This is a genomic window from Mycobacterium sp., from assembly GCF_025933915.1.
Taxonomy (GTDB): Bacteria; Actinomycetota; Actinomycetes; order Mycobacteriales; family Mycobacteriaceae; genus Mycobacterium.
Genome location: NZ_JAICZA010000034.1, coordinates 1 through 22,871 on the forward strand (window position 1 = coordinate 1; position 22,871 = coordinate 22,871).

The window sequence follows — 22,871 nt, forward strand, 5'->3', positions numbered from 1 at the left end:
ACCTACCCCGGCGAGCACACCGACGTCGCCGCGCATTTGCAGGACAACGGATGGGAAACCACCAGATTCCGGCTCGCCGAGCTGTTTTCGGCGGCGGGCCTGCCGGGACTAGGGGAAGCCGAGCACCAGGCCCCCGCCGCGACGATCAGCTTTGTGCGGGCGATCAAGTCCTGAACCGCGAGAGTGCAACTGGCAGCACCTCGTCTCGAAAAATACGTTGGCAGTTGCACTTTCGCGGTCACAAGAATGGTCACGAGGTTCGTTTGGCCAGCCATTCGGCCTGCATCACGAGAAGGGCCATGACCTCCAATTGCGGTGTCTGCGCGTCCAGTTCGCGGTATCGCTGATAGACGTTGACGACGACGCGCTCGGCGTCCAGCCACGTCGCGTACTCGCCGAGGTCGATGGTGTCGGCGGCCTCGGCCCACGATAAGCCCTCGCGGTAGGCGGCCTCAGCCTGTTCGGAGACGTGCACGAGATAGCCACGGACCGCGCGGATTCCATCGGGATCGGTGACCGGGCCGTGGCCGGGTATCACCGTCGGCGCGTCCAGCGCGATCATCGCGTCGCATGCCGCGACCCAGTTGGCGATCGGGCCGGCCCACACGATGGGCGTGCAACCGATGAACAACAGGTCGCCGCCGAACAGCACGCCCGCGTCCGGCAGGTGCACCACCGAGTCGGCGGCGGTGTGCGCGGGACCCAGATTCAGCACATCGATGCGCCGCCCGCCCACCTCGACGGCGAGGTTGCGCTCGAACGTCTGGTCGGCATTGCGCAACTTGATGTTGCTGAAGTCGAAGTGCCCGAAGCGTTCTCGCGTGTATGGAGTCGCGACCGGGCCGAGATTGGCGGTTTGCGCCATGGCCAGCATCTCCGGTGCCATCCCGTGCTCGATCTCCTCGGCGGTGCCGTGTGCGGCGATGATCCGCACCGAGGGATCGAGCAGCTGGTTGCCGTGCGTGTGGTCCCCGTTGGAGTGGGTGATCACCGCGTCGGTGATCGGCGCGGACGCGGTGATGGGCTGCATCGCGGTGAGCATTTCGCGAGTCAACGCGAGGTCGAACAAGGTGTCCACCAGCAGGGAGGCACCGTCGCCGGTGATCAGCCCCGCGTTGCTCCACCCATAGCCACCGTCGGGCAGCGTCCAGGCCCACACCCGGTCGGCGACCTCGTGCAGCCCGCGCGTGTAGGGCACTCGTGCGCGGGCGTGGTTGACCCGCCGCGGGGCGGGGGTGGCGTCCGGGTTGGGCCGGGTGGCTAACGGGTGGGGCGCGCCGCTCGCGCGGACCGTTTGCCGAGTCTCCCCGAGGCCTTGGACCTGGAGCGTGACGACGTCGCCGTCGTGCAGCCAACCCGGAAACGATTCCAGCGCCGCCGGATTGAGGTGCTCGACCAGCGTGCAGGTGGGCACAGTCCCGGAGCCGATGACGTCGCCGGGCGCGAGGGTGACGCCGCGCGAGGCATAGGAGATGACTTCGCCGAAGGTCCAGTCCATCTGGGCGGTCGATCCGGAACCGATGACGACGTCGTTGACCAGTGCGGTGACCCGAAGGTCCAGCCTGCCGTCCCGCCGATAAGGCTCGAGCTCGTCGGGGGTCACCAGGTAGGGGCCCAGCGTGACCCCGCTGTCTTTGCCCTTGCCTTGCCCGATCCCCAGTTGACTCTCCATCTGCTGCAGATCGCGTGCGGACCAGTCGTTGAAGATGGTGTACCCGATGATCGCCCGTTCCGCCTGTTCGACGGTGAGGTCCTTCCCGCCGGCTCCGATCACCGCGGCGATCTCCAATTCGAAGTCCTGCCACGCGCTTCCGGGTGCCGTCGGGGCGTCGTCGTATGGGCCCAAAATTGTTGCCGGGCAAGCGAAGTAAAATGCGGGTATCCGGTACCACGAGTCACCCAGTACCCGGCCGGCGCCCAGCGCGGCTTGGCAGTTGCGCATGTGGTCAAGGAAGCACAGGGAATCCCGGATCGACGGCGGGCGCGGGATCGGCGCCAGCAACCTCACCGCCGCCAGCGGAACGACCGCCGCCGGGGAACGCTGCGCATCCTCGCCCGCTCGCCGCAATCCCTCGAGACCACGCGCGACGAGATCGAGGAGCGCCACGCCCGACGGCATTGCATGGATCGTGTCGCCCGAGAGGACGCCGACGCGTTCGCCGGCTGAATCGTCCCGGTAGGTAACCCATTTCACTCGCGCACCACCTCACTTGGTTTCTTGTCCGGCCGCAGCCCGCGCCAGCTCGATTGGCGTAACCGGTCATCCGGGGTCCACTCGCTGTAGCGCACCTCCCCCACCAGAACCGGCTCGACGAACGTCACGCCCCTGGCTTCGTTTCTGGGAAGCGGTGGGTCGAAGGGGGATTCGTCGGTGTGCAGGGGCGTCAGCGTCCTCTTCAAATTGGTCAGGTCGCGTTCGGTGAACCCGGTGCCGACGCGGCCGGCGAAATGCAGGCCGCCCGCGCGGGGGATGCCCATCAGCAGTGAGCCGATGCCGCTGCTGCGTCCGCCTTCACCGGCTTTCCAGCCGCCGATGACGACTTCCTGGGTGCTCCAATGCTTGTCCTTGATCCACGACGACGAACGGCGGCCCGGCTGATAAGTGGAGTCGTGCTTCTTGGCGATCACACCCTCCCAGCCGCGCTCACCGGAGTGTTCCAGGGCCTGTTTGCCGTCGCCGGGCAGCAGCTCGGGGACGATGAGGTTGCTGCCGGCGGCCAGCATTTCCAGCAGCTTTCGCCGATCCCGGTGGCGGGCCCGCAGCAGCGAGCGGCCGTCGAGGTAAAGCAGGTCGAACGCCCAGAATTCGACCCGTGAGCCCCGTCCGCGGTTTTGCATCTCGTGAAAATTGGGCACCCCGGAGGAGTCCAGAACGACGGCCTCACCGTCGAGTACCACGTGATGCTCGGCGAGATCTTCTGCCAGCGAGCGTAGTTCGCGGTACTCCCGGGTGACGTCGCGACCGCGCCGGGACCGTATCCGCACGGCGCCGTGATCGGCCTCGATCAAAAGCCGGTAACCATCCCATTTGCCCTCGAACGCCCACTGGCTCGCCTTCAGCGCCGACACCGAACCATGGGTCGCGAGCATCGGGGCGATCGTGTCGAACTCGAAGACCTTCTGGTCTTTCATCCGGTGCGCGAGCCACTGGTCACCGTTGGTTTGAATCAGCGCATAGCGTCCGGAGATCTTGCTGCCGTGCAGGTTGACGATGACCTCATCGTCCTGGAACTTTTCGGCGTCGTAGGTTCCGGAGTCCCAGATGATCACCTTGCCGGCACCGTATTCGCCCTGGGGGATGACGCCTTCGAAGCCGCCGTATTCCAGGGGATGGTCCTCGGTATGGACCGCCAGGTGATTTACCGAGGTGGTGTCGGGCAGGTTCTTGGGCACCGCCCAGGACACCAGCACGCCGTCCCGCTCCAGCCGGAAGTCGTAGTGCAGCCGGCGGGCGTGGTGCTCTTGGATGACGAAGCTGTTCCCCTGCCCTAGAACAGGTTTCGCCGCTGGGACCGGCTCGGGCGTCTTCGATGCGTCGCGCATGCTGCGGTACTTGGTCAGCCGATCCGGGACCGGCGCTTGCTTATCCGAGGTATCCAGCTCCGCCAGCAGATCGCCGTCGCGCGCGACCCGGGCCAGCACTTCGTCAAACCGCAGCTGGCGCAGCGCCGGGTCTTCGAGTTCGTCCCAGGTGCGCGGCGCCGCGACGGTCGGCTTTTCGCGTCCGCGCAGCGAGTACGGTGCAATGGTCGTCTTGGAGCCGTTGTTCTGGCTCCAGTCCATAAAAATCTTCCCCGCCCGCAGGCTCTTGGTCATGGTCGACGTGACCAGCTTGGGCATCGTTTTTTCCAGTTGCTGCGCAACGCGTTTGGCCAACACCGTGGCGCCTTTACTGCTCACCGGCTCCTGAAGCGGTGCGTAGAGGTGCAGACCCTTGCTGCCGCTGGTGAGCGGGAAGGTGGTCAGCCCGATCCCGGCGATCAGGTCGCGGACCGCGCGCGCCACCTCGGCCATCTGGGCCATGGTCACGTGTTCGCCGGGGTCGAGGTCGAACACCAAGCGAGTCGCCGGGCCGGGCTTGAGTTCTTCGGCCCGGCTGCGGGTCCACTCGGCGACGAACCGCCACTGCGGCACGTGGACCTCCAGCGCCGCCTGTTGGGCGATCCAGGCCAGGCCGTCGGGGTCGTCGATGATCGGATAGGTCGTGGTCCCGGATCGGTGGGTCACGCTGGCGCGCGGCAGCCAGTCGGGTGCCGAGGCGGCCAGTTGCTTCTCGAAGAACGATTCCTGTTCGACGCCGTTGGGCCAGCGTTTGCGCGTGGCCGGACGCCCGGCGATGTGCGGGATCATCACCTCGGCGATCCGCGTGTAGTAGTCGAAGACGTCGGTCTTGGTGGTTCCGGTGGCGGGATACAGCACTTTTTCGGCGTTGGTCAGCTTGACCCGCGGGCCCGCCGTCGAACTCATAGGGTGAGTCTATGGGCCGCGCGCTGGTGATCGGTGAAGCGCTGATCGACAGGGTCGAAAAGCAGGGTGCCGTCGAGCATGTTGGGGGCAGCCCCCTCAACGTCGCCGTCGGACTGGCCCGGCTGGGACGTGGCGTCGACTTCTTGACCCACATCGCCGACGACGAACCCGGCCGTCGCATCGTCGCATATCTGAAATCCTCCGGCGTACAACTAGTTCCGGGAAGTATCACCGCCGAGCGTACGCCGACCGCGGTCGCCACGATTGCCGACGACGGCTCGGCCACTTATGCATTCGATCTGCAATGGCAGCTTTCCGGCACACCCGAGGTCACGCCGCCCCTGCTGGTGCACACGGGATCGATCGCCGCCGTGCGCGAACCGGGGTGCTTGGCGGTCGCGGCGCTGCTCGAGGCCTATCGCGTCTCGGCGACCCTCACCTTCGATCCCAACGTGCGACCGTCGCTGATCGCCGACCGGGCCGCGGCGCAGGCCCGCATCGCGCATCTGGTCGAGCGCAGCGACATCGTCAAGGTCAGTGACGAGGACTTGAGGTGGATCAACCCGGACCACGAGCCGCAACGCACCGCCCGAGGCTGGCTGGCATCGGGACCCGCGATCGTCGTCGTGACGATGGGCAGCCGGGGTGCCGTCGCGTTCTGCTCGGCCGGGGACGCCCGGGTCGCTGCCGACCCGGTCCGGGTGATCGACACCGTCGGCGCCGGCGACGCATTCATGGTCGGCCTGCTCGACGCGCTGTGGGCGCTGGATTTGGTGGGCGCCGAACGCCGGTCCGCCCTGCGGCGGATCCGGCTCGATGCCCTCGCGGCGGCGCTCGAGGCCGCCGGCCAGGCGTCGGCGGTGACCGTCTCCCGCGCCGGCGCCGAGCTCCCCGATCGGGCCGCGCTGCGGGCCCGGGCAAACCGGCGTCGCTAGCGTCTGGTCGGGCTCCCGGGCGCTCGCGGGCTTCTGAGCAGCGGCGCGACGGCGCGGATGCTGTTAGGCGGCGAACAGTATGGGCATACTGACTTACATGCGCTCCATCTGGAAGGGTTCGATCGCGTTCGGGCTGGTGAACGTCCCGGTCAAGGTGTACAGCGCGACCGAGGACCACGACATCAAGTTCCACCAGGTGCACGCCAAGGACAACGGCCGCATCCGATACCAGCGCGTGTGCGAGGTGGACGGCGAGGTCGTCGAATACCGTGATATCGCCCGGGCCTACCAATCCGATGACGGCCAGATGGTCATCATCACCGACGACGACATCGCCACCCTGCCCGAAGAACGCAGCCGCGAGATCGAAGTGCTGGAGTTCGTGCCGGCCAGCCAGGTGGACCCGATGCTCTTCGACCGCAGCTATTTCCTGGAGCCCGACTCCAAGTCGTCGAAATCCTATGTGCTGCTGGCGAAGACGCTCGCCGAGTCGGACCGCATGGCGATCGTCCACTTCACGCTGCGCAACAAGACCCGCCTGGCGGCGTTGCGGGTCAAGGACTTCGGTAAGCGAGACGTGATGGTCATCCATACGTTGTTGTGGCCCGACGAGATTCGTGACCCCGACTTTCCGATTCTCGACAAGAAGGTCGAGGTCAAGCCCGCGGAACTCAAAATGGCCGGCCAGGTGGTGGACTCGATGGCCGAAGAGTTCAACCCCGACCGCTACCACGACGACTACCAGGACCAGCTGCACGAGCTGGTCCAAGCCAAACTCGAAGGCGGAGAGGCGTTTACCACCGAGGAGCGGCCCAAAGAGCTGGACGAGACCGAAGACGTGTCCGACCTGCTGGCCAAGCTGGAGGCCAGCGTGAAGGCGCGCTCCGGTGACGGCATGGCACCGGCGAAAAGGGCTGCCGCGAAAAAGACCGCCGCCAAGAAGACAGCTGCCAAAAAGGCTCCGGCCAAGAAGGCTCCGGCCAAGAAAGCGGCCTCCAAGTCCTGACCCGAGGCGCCCCGGTCAGCGTTTGCGCGTCGCAAAGAAGCGGGTGGCCGCGGCGACGATGTTGATCACGGCGACGATGATGATCAGCGTCAGCGCCGCACCCCAGATCCGCAGAAATCCCGCGTGTTCGGGGTTGGTGAGTTCGGTGTAGATGAGCAGCGGCAACGACGCCATGTTGTTGTGGAAGATGTCGAAGTTGATCGACCGGCTGTAGCCGACCAGCACCAGCACCGGCGCGGTTTCACCGATCACCCGCGCGACGGACAACAAGATGCCGGACACGATGCCGGGCATCGCGATCGGAAAGACGATCCGCACGATCGTCTTCCATTGCGGCACACCCAGCGCGTAACTGGCCTCGCGCAGGTCGTCGGGCACCAATCTGAGCATTTCCTCGGCGGAACGCACGACTACGGGCAGCATCAGCAAGACCAGCGACAGCGACACCGCAAAAGAACTCTGCTGAAAGCCCAGGGCGGCGATCCAGAGGCTGAAGATGAACAGCGCCGCGACGATCGAGGGAACGCCCGCCAGCACGTCGACCATGAAAGTGGTCAGCCGCACCAGGCGGCCCGATCCGTATTCCACCAAAAAGACCGCGGTCATCAGGCCCAGCGGCACGGCCAGGGCGGCGGCCACCCCGGCCTGTACCAACGTCCCGTACAGCGCGTGGTAGACGCCGCCGGCGAACTGTTCCGGCAGCACGCCGCGCAACGAGTGGGTCCACCACCCCGACTGCGTCACCGCGTACCAGCCGCGTTGAATCACGATCGACAACACCCAGATCAGCGGCACCAGCGCGACGAAGAACGAGCCGAGGAAAAAGATCGACGCGGCGTTGTTGGTGATCCGCCGCCGGAAGCTGAGTGGCCTGAACACCTCGGCCTTGACCGGCTGGTCGTGCGCGTCAACGGTCATGAGCGCCGCCCATTGCCATGCGTCTCATCCGTTGACCTTGCCGCCGGCGATCGTGCGAGCGACCGCGTTGACGATGAACGTCAAGACGAACAGCGCGAATCCCGCCGAGATGTAAGCCCCGGTGGGCAATGGTGCGCTGAACTCCGCGGCCGCCGAAGCGATCTTGGAGGCGAACGTGTAGCCGCCGTCGAACAGCGACCAGTTACCCGGGCGGGCGGCCGAACGCAAAATGATCAGCACCGCCACCGTCTCGCCCAGCGCACGGCCCAGCCCCAGCATCGAGGCCGCGATGACACCGCTGCGGCCGAACGGCAGCACGGTCATCCGCACCACCTCCCACTTGGTGGCGCCCAGCGCCTGCGCCGCTTCCATCTGGATGTGGGGGGTCTGCCGAAAGACTTCGCGCGACACGGAAGTGATGATCGGCAGGATCATCACGGAGAGCACGATGCCGGCGGTGAAGATGGTGCCGCCACCCGCCAACGAGACGTTGCCCTCTTTGAACAGAAAAAACCACCCCAGGTGGCGGTTGAGAAACGCCGCTGCCGGCTCGATCTCGGGGGCGAGCACGAAAATCCCCCACAGCCCGAAGACGATCGACGGCACCGCGGCCAGCAGGTCCACCACGGCGCCGAACGGCCGCGCCAACCGCTTCGGCGCGTATTGGGTGAGGAACACGGCGACACCGACCGCGACGGGAACGGACAGCACCAGCGCGGTGAGCGAACTGAGCACCGTGACCATGAGCAGGTCGCGAATACCGAAGGCAAGCTTGTGGGGGTCGCTGGTGCTGAACTGGGCGCTGGTGAAGAAGTTTGCGTGGTTGACGCGCAACGACGGGAGGGCGCGCAGCAACAGGAATACCGCGATCAACAGGATGGCGAGGACGATCGCCGAACCCGCGGCAGCGGCGACCAGCTTGAACATTCGGTCGCCCCGCCGAGTCACGCGTGCATTCAGCGCCGTTGGTGCCGGCTTTTCCGCGGTCGACGTTGCTGTTCCTCGTGTCACGACCACCTCAGGTTATGTGATGGCGTTGATCGAAGCAGACAGTCTCGCCTTGAACGCGTCGGGGATCGGGATGTAGCCGTTGTCGGCCAGGCCATTCTGCCCGGTGCCGATGGTGCTTTGCAGGAACGCCTTTACCGCGGTACCGATCCCGGAGTCCGGGTACTTCGAGCACACGATCTCGTAGGTCGCCAGCACGATCGGGTAGGAACCGGACTGCTTCGGTTTGTAGAACGAGAGCGTGTCGAGCACCAGGTCGCTACCCTGGCCGGAGATCTTGGCACCAGCAATCGTCTTGCCCACCGACTCGGCGCTGATCGACACCGCGTCCGGGCCGGCCGAGGTGACGACCTTGGCCATGTTCAGCTTCTGCGCCTGGGCAAACGACCATTCGTTGTAGGTAATGGACCCTTCCGTGGCCTTGATGGCGGCTGACGTGCCGTCGTTGCCCTTGGCTCCCTCGCCGACGCCTCCCTTGAAGGTCTTTCCGGCACCCTTGCCCCACGCACCGTCGGCGGCGGCGTCGAGGTATTTCTGGAAATTGTCGGTGGTGCCGGACTCGTCGTTGCGGAACACGACATGAATCGGCGCGGCGGGCAACGCGACGCCGGCGTTGAGCGCCTGGATCGCGGGATCATTCCACGTCGTGATCGTGCCGTTGAAGATTTTGGCGGCCGTGGGGCCGTCGAGACTGAGCGAATCCACGCCCGTCACGTTGTAGGTGATGGCGATCGGGCCGAAAACGACCGGCAGATTCCACGCCGGTGAACCGCAACGCTGCTGCGCGGCAGCGTATTCGTTGGCAGCCAGCGGCGAGTCGGAGCCACCGAAATCGGTTTGATTACCGGTGAATTCGCTGATTCCGGCGCCCGATCCGTTGGCCGTGTAGTTCAGTGTCTGGCCGGGGCAGGCCTGCTCGAACGCGTTGACAAAGCGCGTCATCGCGTTGGCCTGGGCCGTCGATCCGCTGGCCTTGAGGGCCGTCTTGCCGCCGCAACTCACCTTGGTCGACGACGAGCCGCTGGGTCCCTTGGCGCCAGTCGCGTTGTTATCGCTTCCGCACCCCGACAACGCCAGCGCACCAGCGCTCACGACACTCAGTACGGCGCCAAATCGGTTGAGTTTCAATTCGCATCCTTAAGGTGGGTGTCAACATGGTCGCCGCCGGTCGGTTGGCCATCGCATGCCGGCCAGCCCGTCGCGCGGCCACGAAGGTAACAGTAACAATTGAACGGTGAGCAAACTGTTCGGCGCTTGCCGCTGAACGCGATGACGCCCCGCGGCGACGCAGGCCGGAGCTCGGCGTGACGTCGCCTCGACGGCGTCCGCCAGCAAAGGGTTCACCCTCCCGGCCCAGGACACGCTTACCGGCACCCGGGTGTACCCGTTGTCCGCAAAGCCATTCTGGCCGGCCGCGATGGTGCCTTTACCGGCGCCGGTCGGAATCGGAAGGCCGCATCGCCCCGCTGGAGAAAAAGTAGAACTTGTTCTAGAAATGTCCGATCCGAGACGGCGCGGCTTGCTACCGTGTCGGCTGACACCGAAAAGAAGAGAGGCCGCCATGATCCTTGACAGGTTCCGTCTCGACGACAAGGTCGCCGTCATCACCGGTGCAGGCCGCGGGCTCGGGGCCGCCATTGCGCTGGCCTTCGCCGAGGCAGGCGCCGATGTTCTCATCGCCTCCCGAACGGAATCCCAACTAGAAGCCGTCGCCGAACAGGTCCGCGCCACCGGGCGTCGGGCCCACGTCGTGGCCGCCGATCTGGCGCATCCGGAGTCCACCGCCGAGCTGGCCGGTCGGGCCGTCGAGGCGTTCGGGAAACTAGACATCGTCGTCAACAACGTCGGCGGAACCATGCCCAACACGTTGCTGACGACCTCGACGAAAGATCTCAAAGACGCTTTCACCTTCAACGTCGGCACCGCCCACGCGCTCACGCTGGCAGCGGTGCCCTTGATGCTGGAGCACTCCGGCGGCGGAAGCATCATCAACATCACCTCAACCATGGGCCGCCTGGCCGGACGTGGCTTCGCGGCCTACGGGACCGCCAAGGCCGCGCTGTCCCACTACACCCGGCTCACCGCCCTGGACCTGTGCCCGCGGATTCGCGTCAACGCGATCGCACCGGGATCGATCCTCACCTCCGCGCTGGACGTGGTTGCCTCCAACGACGAGCTGCGGGCACCGATGGAGAAGGCCACCCCGATGCGCCGTCTCGGCGATCCGGTCGACATTGCCGCTGCCGCAGTCTATTTGGCCTCCCCGGCCGGCGACTTCCTGACCGGCAAGACGCTCGAGGTCGACGGCGGCCTCACCTTCCCCAATCTCGACATCCCCGTCCCGGATCTGTGACCCACGACCGCTAAGGAGCACGTCATGCCCATCCCCGTCGTCCAACTGGGCACCGGCAACGTCGGTATCCACGCGCTGCGGGCGCTCATCACCAATCCGGAGTTCGAACTGAAGGGCGTCTGGGTGTCATCGGACGCCAAGGCCGGTAAAGATGCGGCGGAGCTCGCCGGGCTTGCGGAGTCGACGGGCGTGCTCGCGAGCACCGACCTGGACGCCGTGCTCGCCGCCGGGCCACAATGCGCGGTCTACAACGCGCTGGCCGACAACCGGCTGCCCGAGGCGCTGGAGGACTACCGGCGCGTCTTGGCGGCCGGGATCAACATCGTCGGCAGCGGTCCGGTCTTCTTGCAGTATCCGTGGCAGGTGATCCCCGAGGAGCTGATCAACCCTCTGGAAGACGCAGCGCGCGAAGGTAATTCAAGCCTGTACGTCAACGGTATCGACCCTGGATTCGCCAACGACCTGCTGCCGCTGGCACTGGCGGGCACCTGCCAGAGCATCCAGCAGATCCGGTGCATGGAGATCATCGACTACGCCACCTATGACAGCGCCGCGGTCATGTTCGACGTCATGGGATTCGGCAAGCCGCTGGACGACATTCCCATGCTGCTGCAGCCCGGTGTGCTCAGCCTGGCCTGGGGTTCGGTGATCCGGCAAATGGCGGCGGGCCTTGGCATTTCGCTTGACGAGGTCACCCAGTCACACGTTCGGGTACCGGCCCCCGAGGACTTCGACATCGCCTCGGGCCGCATCGCCAAGGGCACCGCCGCTGCGCTGCGCTTCGAGGTGTCCGGCATGGTCAACGGCGATCCCGTCGTCGTCCTCGAACACGTCACCCGGCTGCGCGAGGACCTGTGCCCCGAGTGGCCGCAGCCCGCCCAGCACGGCGGCTCCTACCGCATCGAGATCACCGGTGAACCGTCATACGCGATGGACATCTGCCTGAGCAGCCGCAAGGGCGATCACAACCACGCCGGATTGGTGGCCACCGCGATGCGGGTCGTCAACGCGATCCCCGCGGTGGTGGCCGCCCCGCCGGGAATCGTGACGACTCTCGACTTGCCGCTGGTCACCGGCAAGGGGCTCTACCTTCCGGAGTGACCCTCGGGGGAGGAAACGCCACCGCCGCTGCGCGTCCCGCCGGGATGTTCGACTAACCTCACTTTCTTATTCGGTGAAGTGAATCGAGGTCGGCACGTTGGCGCAGCGCATCCAGAGCTCGCTCAAGGGCAACTGGTATCTGCTCGGGCCGGCGTTCGTCGCCGCGATCGCCTACGTCGACCCGGGAAACGTCGCGGCCAACGTCAGCGCGGGTTCGCAGTACGGCTACTTGCTGCTGTGGGTGATCGTTGCGGCCAATGTCCTCGCGGGCCTGGTGCAGTACCTGTCGGCGAAGCTCGGGCTGGTCACCGGGCGCTCGTTGCCGGCCGCCCTGGGCAAGCGGATGAGCCGTCCACTGCGGCTGGTGTATTGGGCGCAGGCCGAACTCGTGGCGGTCGCCACCGATGCGGCCGAAGTCGTCGGCGGGGCGATCGCCTTGCACATCCTGTTCGGTTTGCCGCTGTTGGTCGGCGGGGTGGTCACCGGCGTGGTGGCCTTGCTGTTGCTGGGCATTCAGGACCGGCGCGGGCAGATCATCTTCGAGCGGGTCATCACCGGCTTGCTGCTCGTCATCGCGATCGGGTTTGCGGCGAGCTTCTTCGTCAAGACGGCGCCTCCCCACGACGTGCTCGGCGGGCTGGTGCCGAGGTTCCGCGGCACCGAGAGCGTGCTGCTGGCCGCCGCCATCCTGGGGGCCACCGTCATGCCGCACGCGGTGTACATGCACTCGGGCCTGGTCCTGGACCGGCACGGACATCCCGATGACGGGTCGCATCGCCGCCTGCTGCTGCGCGTCACACGCTGGGACGTCGCCCTCGCGATGGCGGTGGCCGGCACGGTGAACGCCGCGATGCTGCTGGTCGCCGCGATCAACCTGCAAGACCGCAACGTGAGCGCGTCCATCGAGGGCGCCTATGCCGCCATTCACAACACGCTGGGCGCGACCATCGCGGTGCTGTTCGCGATCGGTCTGCTCGCGTCCGGTCTGGCGTCGTCGTCGGTGGGCGCATACGCCGGGGCCATGATCATGCAGGGGCTGCTGCACCGGTCGATTCCGATGGTGGCGCGCCGGTTGATCACGCTGTGCCCCGCCATGGTGATCCTGGCGGTCGGATTCGACCCCACCCGTGCATTGGTGCTCTCCCAGGTGGTGCTGTCGTTCGGCATTCCGTTCGCGGTGCTGCCCTTGATCAAGTTGACGAGCAACCGCGAGCTGATGGGCGCCGACGCCAACCACCGCATCACGACGATTCTTGGCTGGGGCGTCGGCATATTGATTAGTCTGCTTAACATGGTGCTCGTCTGGCTGACGGTGACCGGCTGAATGCCGGCCCTCCGGCATCTGTACTTCGCATACGGCTCGAACCTATGCGTACGGCAGATGGCGCGGCGCTGTCCCGACGCAGCCGCTCCGCGGCCGGCGGTCCTCGCCGATCACGACTGGCTGATCAACCAGCGCGGCGTCGCCACCGTCGAACCGTTGGCCGGAAACCAGGTGCATGGGGTGGTATGGCAGATCTCCGACGGCGACCTGGCGACCTTGGACAGTGCCGAGGGCGTGCCGGTGCGCTACCGACGCGACCGACTCACCGTGCACACCGATGACGGTCCGTCGCCGGCCTGGGTCTACATCGATCACCGGGTGACGCCGGGGCCACCGCGCCCCGGCTACCTGCCCACGATCATCGACGGCGCGACGCAGCACGGATTGCCCCAACGCTGGCTCGCGTTCTTGCGCCGTTGGGACCCCGCGGGCTGGCCTCGCCCGAAGTCGTCATCGGCGACCGAGCCTGGGCCACAGTCGCTTTCAGCGTTGCTGCGCGAGCCGGGGGTGAGCGAGGTCAGCCAATTGCGGTCGCGTTTCGGCTTTCTCGCCATCCACGGCGGCGGGCTCGAAGAGATGACCGATGTGATCGCCGAGCGGGCCGCCCAGGACGCCGGCGCTTCGGTGTACGTGGTGCGTCATCCCGACCGCTACCCGCATCACCTCCCGTCGGCCCTGTTCGATCCGGCCGAGTCGCCACGGCTCGCCGAGTTCCTCGGCCATGTCGACGTCGCGGTGTCGCTGCACGGCTATGGCCGCGACGGTCGCAGCACCCAGCTGCTGGCGGGCGGCCGCAACCGGGATTTGGCCGCCCACGCGGCCCGCCACATCCGGCTGACCGGCTATCAGGTCATCACCGACCTCGACGAGGTGCCGCCGGAATTGCGCGGCCTGCATCCGCGAAACCCGGTGAACCGGGTGCGCGAGGGCGGAATGCAGCTGGAGCTCTCGGCGCGGGTCCGGGGGATCAGCCCGCGCAGCCCCTTGCCGGGCGATGACGGTTTATCGCCGGTCACCGGTGCCCTGATCCAGGGGTTGGCGGATACCGCTCGTTGTTGGTCGATGTCGTCGGATCGTTGAAAACGGAGGTTGTTGGTGGCCAAGGATTTTCGCTTCGGAATGAGCATGCGGTTCTTCAAGTCGCGCGAAGCGCTGCTCGACAAGGCCAAGCGCGCTGAAGATGCCGGCTTCGACATTCTTTGTGTACCCGACCATTTGGGTGCCGCCGCACCCTTTCCGACCCTGACCGCGGTCGCGATGGTCACCACAACGCTGCGACTGAGCATGTACGTGCTCAATTCCGCGTTCTACAAGCCAGCCCTGCTCAGCCGGGACATGCAGGCCCTGGATCTGCTCAGCGACGGGCGCCTTGAGATCGGGCTCGGCACCGGCTACGTCCGGGAAGAGTTCGAAGCCGCCGAGATCCCCTATCCCAGCGCCGGCGCCCGGGTCGACTACCTCGAGCACATGACGAAATACTTGAAGGAACACCACCCGTCGACACCACTCATCATCGCCGGCAACGGTGACCGGGTACTGACCATCGCGGCCCGCAACGCCGACATCATCGGGTTGACCGGCTCCAAGGTGCGCGACGTCGAGGACCCGTTCGCCGAACGCGTCGACTTCGTCCGCAACGCCGCCGGGGATCGGTTCGACTCCCTCGAGCTCAATCTCGCGATCACGGCGATGCCGCGGGCCGGCGAGACCGAGCCCGACCTCAAGCTGACCCGCAGCTATGCGCCGAACCTGTCCGACGAGGAGATCCTGTCCCAGCCCTCGGTGCTCAGCGGTTCCCCCCGCGAGATCGCCGACACGTTGTGCGCATACCGGGAAAAGTACGCCGTGTCGTCGTTCACCGTGCAGGACAACAACATCGAGAACTTCTCGAAGGTCATCGCCGAACTGCGCTGACCACATCTCCTCGTGTTCGAGAACCGGGGCTGCACACAACCGGTTATCGCGCCGCCTAGAGCACACCGCAGCTGGCTGTGACCCAGCGCAGCGGATCGAGGCAGCGAAACGGTGCGATCCCGCGCGCGTTGAGCCGATTGCCCTCCGGAGGCTGGCCGAGCGCCGACACCACGAAGTAACGGTGGTTGAGCCGGATCCCACTCGGCGGATTCTCCACCCCGGTCACGATCGAACCGCCGTTGAGACGAAGCAGCAGGCTGCGCACTTCCTCATGCAGCAATTGCCCGTCGACGTCGTCATATTGCCGGAATGCGGGGCTCTCGCGGATGCAGGCCGCCCCGGCATTGCACATCACCTGGCTCCACGCCGAGCCCTCGACTTGGCTCAGCGCACGCAGCACGTCGAATTTGGGCAGGATCACCGCGAGCCGCGGCCTACCCTCCCCCACCGCGCGCAACAGGTTGCTCAGTACCGATCGCGGATCGCCGCCGCTCCACGACTGAGGGGGCACCAGGTCTTGCAGTTGCTCTCGGATCACGTCTACCCGCAGCGGGTCGAACATGAAGAACACCGCATCGGCGTTGGAGAAGAACCGAAAATGTGCGGCGTCGAGATCGCCGGCCTCCAGGTCCTCGCCCGCCACATCGCGCAGCACCACGTAGCGGCGCACCCCGTGCCATAGACCGATATTGAAGACGAGCGGTTCACGCTGATAGGACGCCTGGACATCGGCCGCAGGCGTCGGTGGGATCAGCCCACGTTGGATGAACAGCGGCCGTTCGTAGTTGTTCGTATAACTGGTCGTGGTGCTCGATGTCGCCGGTTCCATGGATACGCCGAGACGTTCACACAGTAGCTCGAGCTGCTTGATCAACACCGCGATGTACATGCTCTTGCCGGTGGCCCGGGCGCCGGCCATCGCGATGCATAGTGCGTGGCCCTCACGCCATCCATTCGGCAAGACGAAATGGCATACCGGGCAGATTTCGACTACGGGTGCATTCACTTGCCGGCTGATATCGGCGGTGGACGGCCGTAGCGGGGCCGTATACCCCGGCGGGCGTTTGAGCGAATGTATTGAGCCGCAACGAACTTCGGCGCCGACATAGGCCGATGCGACCCCGTCACGGTTGGTCTGTCCGGCCGCTTCTGGCGGCACCATCCAGGCGTAACTGTCGTCGTCGAGAACCGAGAAGCATCTCGGGCATTTGGTCAGCATGGCGCTGTCACGTCGTCAGCACCGGCAGCAGGGCGGCAGCGAACCCATCGACCAGCGTGGGATTCGCGCTGAGGTACTGTCCGGCGTCCATGCCGTCCGGCGGCGCGCTCAGCACCGGGACGGCCGTCGGAAATTTCGTGTCATGCGAGACACAAACCGCTGGAAACTGTTTGCTATCAACAAATTTCATTGAGTCAGTAATCACAAGGGCGTGCTCGGCATCCGACAGCAGCGACCATCGCGTGCCGGCGGACCACCGTAGGGGCGTGTGGGCGACCACCTGCGCCAGCTCGGCTGCGGGAGCCTCTATCGGGATGCATCGCGCTCCGACCAGCATCGCGGTGACGGCTCGGATACTGACCGCATTGGCCACCCCGATGACCGCATCGATGGCGGCGAGAACGCTCCCGTCATCGAAGGCCCGCTTCATCGAGGCGGACGTGTCGATCGCGATCGACAGTGAACCACTTTGCGGCGATCGGTGACTCCCGGCGATTCGTCGTGCCGCGGTACGGGCCATACTGGCCAGCGGGCTTAGCGGCACGTCCGGCACGGCACGCAGCGCCACGGAGATATGGCCGTGGCGCGGGGTGAGCGAAACGAGTTCCATTGTGCCGCATCCGGACACGTTGATCGGATCGAAACGCACCTGCACCGGGTCGGACTCGGCCCGAGAGCCGCAGCGTATCGTCAGATGCACAATCGTGCCGTGGTCGAAGGTGGCCGTGTCATTGGGTTCCACCCTGACTGTCACTTGTTCGGTGATCGCCGGCGCGAGGATGGCGTGCGGGTTGACTTGCACGACGTTTTGCTGATCGGTCGCGTCGGCATAGAGTGTGGCACCGTCGACCGGCCCACTGATCGAGATCGACACCCTCCGGTCCGGAATGTCCACACTCGCTGTGCGAGATCCGAGGAGATAAATCGGCATCAGTAACTCCAATACGTCCGTGCCGCTTGAGGGGCGGTTGCGATCACCGACTTCGCTTCCGACTCAACGCCTTCTCCCCAGCTGCGGCCGAGTGCCGAGATCGCCATCGGCAACGCGGGTGGCAATCCGGAATCGATCAGGTCAGAAGCGGATTCGTCGATATCCACCAGAAGTTGCGCGGCAGAGGCGGGGTCGATGAATGCCACTCGCGCCATCGCTGACCAAGCGGTGACGGCGATCTCCTGGCTCCGATGCGTGCGGTGCCGCCGTCCGTTCAACTCGCCCAGCGTCATTGATTCGGCGTCGTCGATGGCTACGGCCATCGGCGAAACGTCCGCCAAATCCGCCCGCGGCATCGCAACCAGATGTAAACCGCCCCGCAATAAATCGTCGAGATCAGAGCTGCGGTCGAAGGTAGAGAAGCTAAGCCGGCCCGCGGTGCCGCGTGACATCATAAAGCTCACCGCGCCTATCCATTGCGCTGCGGTATCCGCGGATTCGACACCCATCACGACAGCGGGCCCACCGTCGAGCGCGGCGCTGACCGCGTCAAGCAGACCACAGAGCGTACGAAGGCGCCGCATGCCGACATCGCAGACGAACTGGACAACACTTTCGGCGGTGACCGCACCGCCGGTCTTCGGCACCTCATCGGACAACGTCGCGGCGGAGACCGCCGGCCCACCGTACGGGGTCAGCCACCGAGAAGATTGCCACAATTCGATCGGTCGGGGATTCTGCGCCACATCCGAGGCTTCCCGGTCGAGCAGTACATGGGCGAAGACGTTCCCCGGCCTCCCCGCGCTGTCCAGTCCAGCTGGAGCGGTATGCCAGTACGCGGCGATGCTCTCGTCGATCCGGGAATAGGCCAATCGGCGTGGTAACGCCTGCAACTGATCCCGCGTCGGGAACCTCGGTGGCTGCTCGACCGGGTTCAGGGGTATACGAATCCGGGAGACCAACAGGCGGGCTTCCGCGGGGGTGATGCCGCCGGTGGTCTCCTTTACCTGCCAGCCGGCGGTGACGCCGTCACCCTCGAGTGACGTGTAGGTCAATTGCCCGTAGCGCGGTGTCATCTCTATGTCGTCCCGGCCGTCAGGCGGAGGCGGTCGACGGATGGATCCAGCAACGCCAGCAACTGAAGTCGTTGCGGCGGTAGGTTGGCGAACAACCGGATCCACCCTCGCAGCCCCCGCAGATCACCAATCCACACCTCACTGTCGCCCGACGCGGTGAGCGCGGACCATTGGAACTCTTTAGACCATCCCGATGGGCGTACGCCGTCGGCGGTGGGACGAGACATGTTGACCGCGATGCCGTCGCTGATGCTCAGCGGTAGTCGGTCGGAATTGTTTACCAACACGAACGGTGGCGACCCACTGGCATCTTGCTCGGCGCGGATTCGCAACGCGGCGGTCATCGGTACGCCGGCCGGATCTCGCCTGATATGAACGTCATACCAGAGCCTTAGCAGTCCGCCGTATTCGATCGATGTCGGAACACCGAGCACCCGCTGACCGCTACTGAACGCCACCGGCACCAGGTGCAGCGCGCATCCGCCATTGGGCAGATCACCCGCGAACGGCATGCCGCCGTATTTCTCGTAGTCGGCGAGCGAGATCTCATACGATCGACCGGTATTTCCGTGACGCGGATCGTGGCCTTTCGGCGTGATGTATACCGTGACCAAGGCCGCTCCGTCGGGCCAGTCGAACGTGAGCACCTGCTTGCTGCAGTACTCCAGCAGGGCCACGTCGGTGATGTTCCCCGTCCGCACCGTCGATATCGTCTTGCCCAGCAGCGCACGGCCGTCCAAGACCGTCACGGGTGTGAAATACGCGCGATTCCAACCTGTTGGCCATGGCACATCCGCCATCCTCGATGTGCGCACCCCACGCGGATCGACGTGCTCGACGACCGGATCGGTGAGTTGCACAGCGCGCCCCAGGCCGACTTGGCCCAGCACGGATTCATCCAGGTCCGCCACCCGTGCATCGGCGTCGGGCGGGGCGGGGGTCCGAAATACCATCACATGCCCAAACCGCGGAGCCGTCCACTCCAGTCGGAACGCGGCAGCATCGGGGGGGCCGCACGTGGTCAGCTTCAAGTCGGCCACCGCCTCAAGTACGGCGGGAATCGCAACTTGGCGTTCAACGGGTTCCGATAACTGCACGACGCCGTCGACCTCGACTTCGCACCGCATGCGGTACAAATAGCGGCACCCACGCTCGGCGTCACAATCGACGAAACCGGTCAGGTTCTCAGCGGTGGCCGCGATGCGAAACTCGGCGCCATCGCGTTCTGCCAGCTCCGCCGGGATGCGGTAGACGCGCACCGCCCTGACACCGGGGATGGCCGACCAGTTGCCGACGACCCGCCCGGAATCCTCGCGGATTTCGCAATCCCGCAGAGTGGCTATGACAACGCCGGACGCATGTAAAAACGGTTGTGCGTCAAACAGTTCCACTGCCGACTCGCCGACGTTCACCCATACCTGCAGATGGCGCACCGCCTCAACGAGCGGCCGGTCGTCGATCGCCTCAGTGGCGACCGTGGCCACGACGAGCTGGGCATCGTCGGGGGAATACCCGCGATCGGCCCCGGTGCTGACCACGCGGTACATGACGCAGGTTTGGCCTTCGACCGCGTAGGGGGGCCACGATAACTCGAGTTGGTCCTGCGGCGAGTCGGGATGACGAACCCGTCGCGTCGAGATCGGCAGGCAGTCGCGCGTTTGGGCGGCGAACACATAAGGCGCAAACCGCAACTGCGACGTCAAATCTAGCGCGGCCACGTCTGATTCAGAAAGACACTGAGCCGGGTTTCGATCTTCTATGACAGCCGACTCAATCGTGTCCTGCAGCAGCCGAGACATCTCGCCGGCGTGTTCCGCGACAGCCACCGGCAACATCATTCGGATCTGGTCTGCATCGGTGCGGCCGGACCTCAGCACCAGCCTGAGATAGGCCTCTTTGAGAGCCGACCGCGAAATCGCGCCGGTCTCGATCAGTTGGTCACGCCACTGCAGCAGAGTCGCCAGGCGGGGGTCGTCCTCGAGAATGCCCGGTTCGGTCATTAGAACACCAACACTCCCGATTGCGGCGGAGCATCGTCATCGACGACAACGGACCGAACGGTCGGCGCGAACATCGCAAAGTCGTAGGCGGGCAGCCCTTTACCCACCTGCACGACCACCTCGGTGTAGCTCAACCCGCGCCGATCAACCGCAACGTCATCGATCACGACGACCGAATGTCCGGCCGTGACCGCTGTATCGGTGAACAACGAGGCGTCAAAGGGCGCCGGGTGGACGGTGCGTCGGTGCGAATCATCGCCATCAAGCCGCCCGAGCGAAGGTCGCTGTTCACCGGCAGGGCTGAAGGCAGTGGCGGTCAATGCCGTCGCGATACCGCTATTCGGGTCGTCGAGCATGGCTTGCACCTGTGTCCACAGTGGATTGGCCCCCTCAGCGCGAACCACACCACGGGCCACCGCAAGCGACCAATCGTCCAGTGCTGAAGCTGATCCGACACCGGGCATTTGGAACAATGCGGACGGTTCGTCACGCAGCGCCCGTTCTGCTGATTCCAGCATCCGTTCCCACGGCCCGGTCAGCCATCCCGTCGTATAAATCTGTTGCCGCAGCGCACGCGCGGTCGCCTCGACATCGGTACCGACAGGGTCGGCCACACAGATCTGCACGGCGCGTGGCAGACCATCCTGGATGTACAGCCGGCCGGTTTGAGTCGGCTCTATCGGGCCGAACGGCGCCCGCAGCACCTCCCCCAAGACTCGGTTCCAGGCCAGTAATTGCCCGTACGCCAGCGACAATCGGCGGACATCTTCCAGTGCAGCGCGGAGATTGAAGTCGATCGCCTCCAGCTCTGCGAGTCGGGACTCCTGTAGGTTCAGTGTTGCAAAGAGATCGCGCTGGCCGAGCCCGAACAGCACCAGGGCGGCGACAAAGTACACCGCTACGCCAATGCCGCCGACCAGCAACGCGAACGATGATGTCACCCAACCTGTTGCGGCGATGCTCAGCAGCACGAACAGCGCGACGAACACTGTCCATCCGGCGGTTCGGGTGATGGCCGCGATGACCTGCTGGCGGCGGCGGAGCTTTCCATCCACCGGGGCCCGTCCGGCGGTATCGCGTATCCGCTGGACCAGGTCGCTGACTTCGTCGCGAGCGCGGCCGAGGAAGTCGGTGAGGATCGAACTCACTTGGGACGCATAACTTCGCTCGGCCACCGCCTCCCAAGACGTCAGCTTTGCGGCGGCTTGCCGAGCTTCAATTCCGGCAGCGCCGTCGTTGAATGTCCGTTCCAGCCGGCTCTTGAGGTCCTCAATACCGATCACGTCACCGGCGGTGACTTGCGGAACCCCGATTACCGCGGCAAGTGATGCGGGAATCGCGGTGAACGCGTCGGCAGCGCTGGGCACGACATCGGCGCTGCTGTGCAACACGCCCACCCCCGCACCCACGGTGACGGGGTCGATGCCCGATGACCGTCGACCTCCGTCGGCCAGCGTCAACGCCCCGTTGACGTAGTCGGCCCACAGTGGAGTGAGATTGGTCGGGGCGAGCTGCCCTATGCCTCGTTCCGCTTCGAGCACGGTGCTCATTTCGTCTGCGCTGCGGGCGATTTCCTGCCAGTCTGCGAGTTCGCCACCGGCAACGACCGCGAACGCCGAATCGGAGCAGCCGAACACGGTGTGCTGCACGGTAGTCGCCAGCGCCGATGACATCGAGCCCACCAGACTCGACAGCCACACCGACGGCGCATTACGCAGCGCCGCCCACAGGAACGAGAAGAATATCTTCAACGCCGCCCGCACTGAGATCGCTTGCGGTTCGGGCTTGCCGATCTCGACACGCCCGCCGCGCAAGACGTCGCGGTGCTTGGTCCACAGTGCGCGGGCGACCGTTTGGGCGGCCGCCGCATCATCGGATGCGTATCCCACCGGGATCGGGCCCCCGCGCGGCAGCGGAAGCCGGCCACCACTGTCGAACAGTTTGTGTCGTAGTTGGTCTTCGACACCGGTGGCATCGAGTCGACGATAGAAAGAGCGGACGGTGCGCAGCGTGCTGCCGGGCAGTATCGCCAGGTCGTCGAACACGACACGGTCGATGCCGCTCCATAGGCCGGCTGCGGCGGCGACGACCGGTGCGACGTACCGTGCGACATCGAAGGGATCGGTCAGCCGGTCCAGCGCCATCGACCCCAATCCCGGTCCTGCGGAGTCCTCGGGTGCAACGAGGAGATTGTGCCAACCCTCCAGCACCAAGGTTGGATCGTAGTTGGTGTCGAGGGCCGCACCATGATTGAAGAGTAGGCGCAGCAACGTGATTGGAGTTCCGACGGCGCTGGCACGCACGATCTGCTCGAGGGTTTGCTCAGCGCGCGCAGCCGGCCGACCCTCCGATTCGTCAACGGGAACCAGAACCACCAGGCGCAGTCGGTGATACCGCCGACCGGTCAACACGTGCTGCAGAACCACCGCTGACGAACGCCCCGAGGCGACCAGCGTCGCGGGCACCGATGCGCTGCCGATGTCGCCTGAGCTTACCCAGATGAAGGGATCGAGGAGTCCAGCGGCGGAGTAATCGGCGAGGACCGCGAAGATCTCGTCGACGTCGCCATGTGGTGCCAGCACGAGCGCCAGCGTTGGTGGATCCGGATGCCCGATCACC

17 protein-coding genes are annotated in these 22,871 nt (G+C 65.6%); 7 read left to right on the top strand and 10 right to left on the bottom strand.

Annotated elements, in window-relative coordinates; translation table 11 throughout:
- Positions 1-250 precede the first annotated feature (250 nt).
- Both Q0W90_RS07900 and Q0W90_RS07905 read right to left on the bottom strand, forming a co-directional pair.
- Positions 251-2,194, bottom strand: coding sequence for a fumarylacetoacetate hydrolase family protein (locus Q0W90_RS07900; protein WP_297700184.1), 1,944 nt, complete (start codon positions 2,192-2,194; stop codon positions 251-253).
- On the bottom strand, positions 2,191-4,467 hold the full coding sequence (locus Q0W90_RS07905) for an ATP-dependent DNA ligase (protein WP_297773997.1): 2,277 nt from the start codon (positions 4,465-4,467) through the stop codon (positions 2,191-2,193). Before Q0W90_RS07905 ends, Q0W90_RS07900 begins: the two co-directional genes overlap by 4 nt.
- An 11-nt stretch (positions 4,468-4,478) precedes the next feature.
- Here Q0W90_RS07905 and Q0W90_RS07910 point away from each other — a divergent pair, with 11 nt between their 5' ends.
- A complete protein-coding gene (locus Q0W90_RS07910; RefSeq protein WP_297593010.1) occupies positions 4,479-5,402 on the top strand; it encodes a carbohydrate kinase in 924 nt (307 codons plus the stop codon).
- Between the two features lie 97 nt (positions 5,403-5,499).
- The gene (locus Q0W90_RS07915; protein WP_297593009.1) at positions 5,500-6,408 is read left to right on the top strand and encodes a Ku protein; all 909 of its coding nucleotides are present in this window, start codon (positions 5,500-5,502) and stop codon (positions 6,406-6,408) included.
- Between the two features lie 15 nt (positions 6,409-6,423).
- Here the strand turns inward: Q0W90_RS07915 and pstA are convergent, their stop codons facing one another.
- The 3 genes from pstA to pstS form a co-directional block, all read right to left on the bottom strand.
- Positions 6,424-7,326 (bottom strand): phosphate ABC transporter permease PstA, encoded by a 903-nt coding sequence (gene pstA / locus Q0W90_RS07920; RefSeq protein ID WP_297593008.1) that lies wholly within the window; start codon positions 7,324-7,326, stop codon positions 6,424-6,426.
- A 24-nt stretch (positions 7,327-7,350) separates the two neighbouring features.
- Positions 7,351-8,253 carry a phosphate ABC transporter permease subunit PstC gene (gene pstC / locus Q0W90_RS07925; protein WP_297593007.1) on the bottom strand — a complete coding sequence of 301 codons (903 nt, stop codon included), beginning with the start codon at positions 8,251-8,253 and terminating at the stop codon, positions 7,351-7,353.
- Positions 8,254-8,349: 96 nt separating this feature from the next.
- A complete protein-coding gene (gene pstS, locus Q0W90_RS07930; protein WP_297593006.1) occupies positions 8,350-9,462 on the bottom strand; it encodes a phosphate ABC transporter substrate-binding protein PstS in 1,113 nt (370 codons plus the stop codon).
- Between the two features lie 433 nt (positions 9,463-9,895).
- On the opposite strand from pstS, the gene Q0W90_RS07935 reads away from it, so the two are divergent.
- The 5 genes from Q0W90_RS07935 (at position 9,896) to Q0W90_RS07955 (ending at position 15,026) form a co-directional block, all read left to right on the top strand.
- The gene (locus tag Q0W90_RS07935) at positions 9,896-10,687 is read left to right on the top strand and encodes an SDR family oxidoreductase (RefSeq protein ID WP_297593005.1); all 792 of its coding nucleotides are present in this window, start codon (positions 9,896-9,898) and stop codon (positions 10,685-10,687) included.
- A gap of 24 nt (positions 10,688-10,711) precedes the next feature.
- Positions 10,712-11,788, top strand: coding sequence for a diacylglycerol kinase (locus Q0W90_RS07940; protein ID WP_297774001.1), 1,077 nt, complete (start codon positions 10,712-10,714; stop codon positions 11,786-11,788).
- Between the two features lie 82 nt (positions 11,789-11,870).
- A complete protein-coding gene (locus Q0W90_RS07945) occupies positions 11,871-13,112 on the top strand; it encodes an Nramp family divalent metal transporter (protein ID WP_297593042.1) in 1,242 nt (413 codons plus the stop codon).
- A complete protein-coding gene (locus Q0W90_RS07950) occupies positions 13,113-14,192 on the top strand; it encodes a poly-gamma-glutamate hydrolase family protein (protein ID WP_297593003.1) in 1,080 nt (359 codons plus the stop codon).
- Between the two features lie 9 nt (positions 14,193-14,201).
- Positions 14,202-15,026 (top strand): LLM class F420-dependent oxidoreductase, encoded by an 825-nt coding sequence (locus Q0W90_RS07955; RefSeq protein WP_297593002.1) that lies wholly within the window; start codon positions 14,202-14,204, stop codon positions 15,024-15,026.
- 55 nt (positions 15,027-15,081) lie between these two features.
- Here the strand turns inward: Q0W90_RS07955 and Q0W90_RS07960 are convergent, their stop codons facing one another.
- From Q0W90_RS07960 to Q0W90_RS07980, 5 genes are read right to left on the bottom strand one after another with little or no spacing between them, the layout of a single operon-like run.
- A complete protein-coding gene (locus Q0W90_RS07960) occupies positions 15,082-16,242 on the bottom strand; it encodes a hypothetical protein (protein WP_297593040.1) in 1,161 nt (386 codons plus the stop codon).
- Positions 16,243-16,252: 10 nt separating this feature from the next.
- Positions 16,253-17,119, bottom strand: coding sequence for a hypothetical protein (locus Q0W90_RS07965; RefSeq protein ID WP_297593001.1), 867 nt, complete (start codon positions 17,117-17,119; stop codon positions 16,253-16,255).
- A 56-nt stretch (positions 17,120-17,175) separates the two neighbouring features.
- A complete protein-coding gene (locus Q0W90_RS07970) occupies positions 17,176-18,252 on the bottom strand; it encodes a hypothetical protein (protein WP_297774004.1) in 1,077 nt (358 codons plus the stop codon).
- 2 nt (positions 18,253-18,254) lie between these two features.
- Positions 18,255-20,252, bottom strand: a complete 1,998-nt coding sequence (locus Q0W90_RS07975) for a hypothetical protein (RefSeq protein WP_297592999.1) — start codon at positions 20,250-20,252, stop codon at positions 18,255-18,257.
- The gene (locus Q0W90_RS07980; RefSeq protein WP_297774006.1) at positions 20,252-22,870 is read right to left on the bottom strand and encodes a hypothetical protein; all 2,619 of its coding nucleotides are present in this window, start codon (positions 22,868-22,870) and stop codon (positions 20,252-20,254) included. The genes Q0W90_RS07975 and Q0W90_RS07980 overlap by 1 nt, the downstream gene beginning before the upstream one ends.
- Position 22,871 lies beyond the last annotated feature (1 nt).

What these genes read in the sequence shown, in the direction of transcription:
- Q0W90_RS07940 (WP_297774001.1), top strand. Translation starts at nt 10,712, where the DNA reads ATGCCCATCCCCGTCGTCCAACTGGGCACCGGCAACGTCGGTATCCAC.
- Q0W90_RS07935 (WP_297593005.1), top strand. Translation starts at nt 9,896, where the DNA reads ATGATCCTTGACAGGTTCCGTCTCGACGACAAGGTCGCCGTCATCACC.
- pstC (WP_297593007.1), bottom strand. Translation starts at nt 8,253, where the DNA reads ATGTTCAAGCTGGTCGCCGCTGCCGCGGGTTCGGCGATCGTCCTCGCC.
- Q0W90_RS07915 (WP_297593009.1), top strand. Translation starts at nt 5,500, where the DNA reads ATGCGCTCCATCTGGAAGGGTTCGATCGCGTTCGGGCTGGTGAACGTC.
- Q0W90_RS07910 (WP_297593010.1), top strand. Translation starts at nt 4,479, where the DNA reads ATGGGCCGCGCGCTGGTGATCGGTGAAGCGCTGATCGACAGGGTCGAA.
- Q0W90_RS07975 (WP_297592999.1), bottom strand. Translation starts at nt 20,252, where the DNA reads ATGACCGAACCGGGCATTCTCGAGGACGACCCCCGCCTGGCGACTCTG.
- Q0W90_RS07970 (WP_297774004.1), bottom strand. Translation starts at nt 18,252, where the DNA reads ATGACACCGCGCTACGGGCAATTGACCTACACGTCACTCGAGGGTGAC.
- Q0W90_RS07950 (WP_297593003.1), top strand. Translation starts at nt 13,113, where the DNA reads ATGCCGGCCCTCCGGCATCTGTACTTCGCATACGGCTCGAACCTATGC.
- Q0W90_RS07905 (WP_297773997.1), bottom strand. Translation starts at nt 4,467, where the DNA reads ATGAGTTCGACGGCGGGCCCGCGGGTCAAGCTGACCAACGCCGAAAAA.
- pstA (WP_297593008.1), bottom strand. Translation starts at nt 7,326, where the DNA reads ATGACCGTTGACGCGCACGACCAGCCGGTCAAGGCCGAGGTGTTCAGG.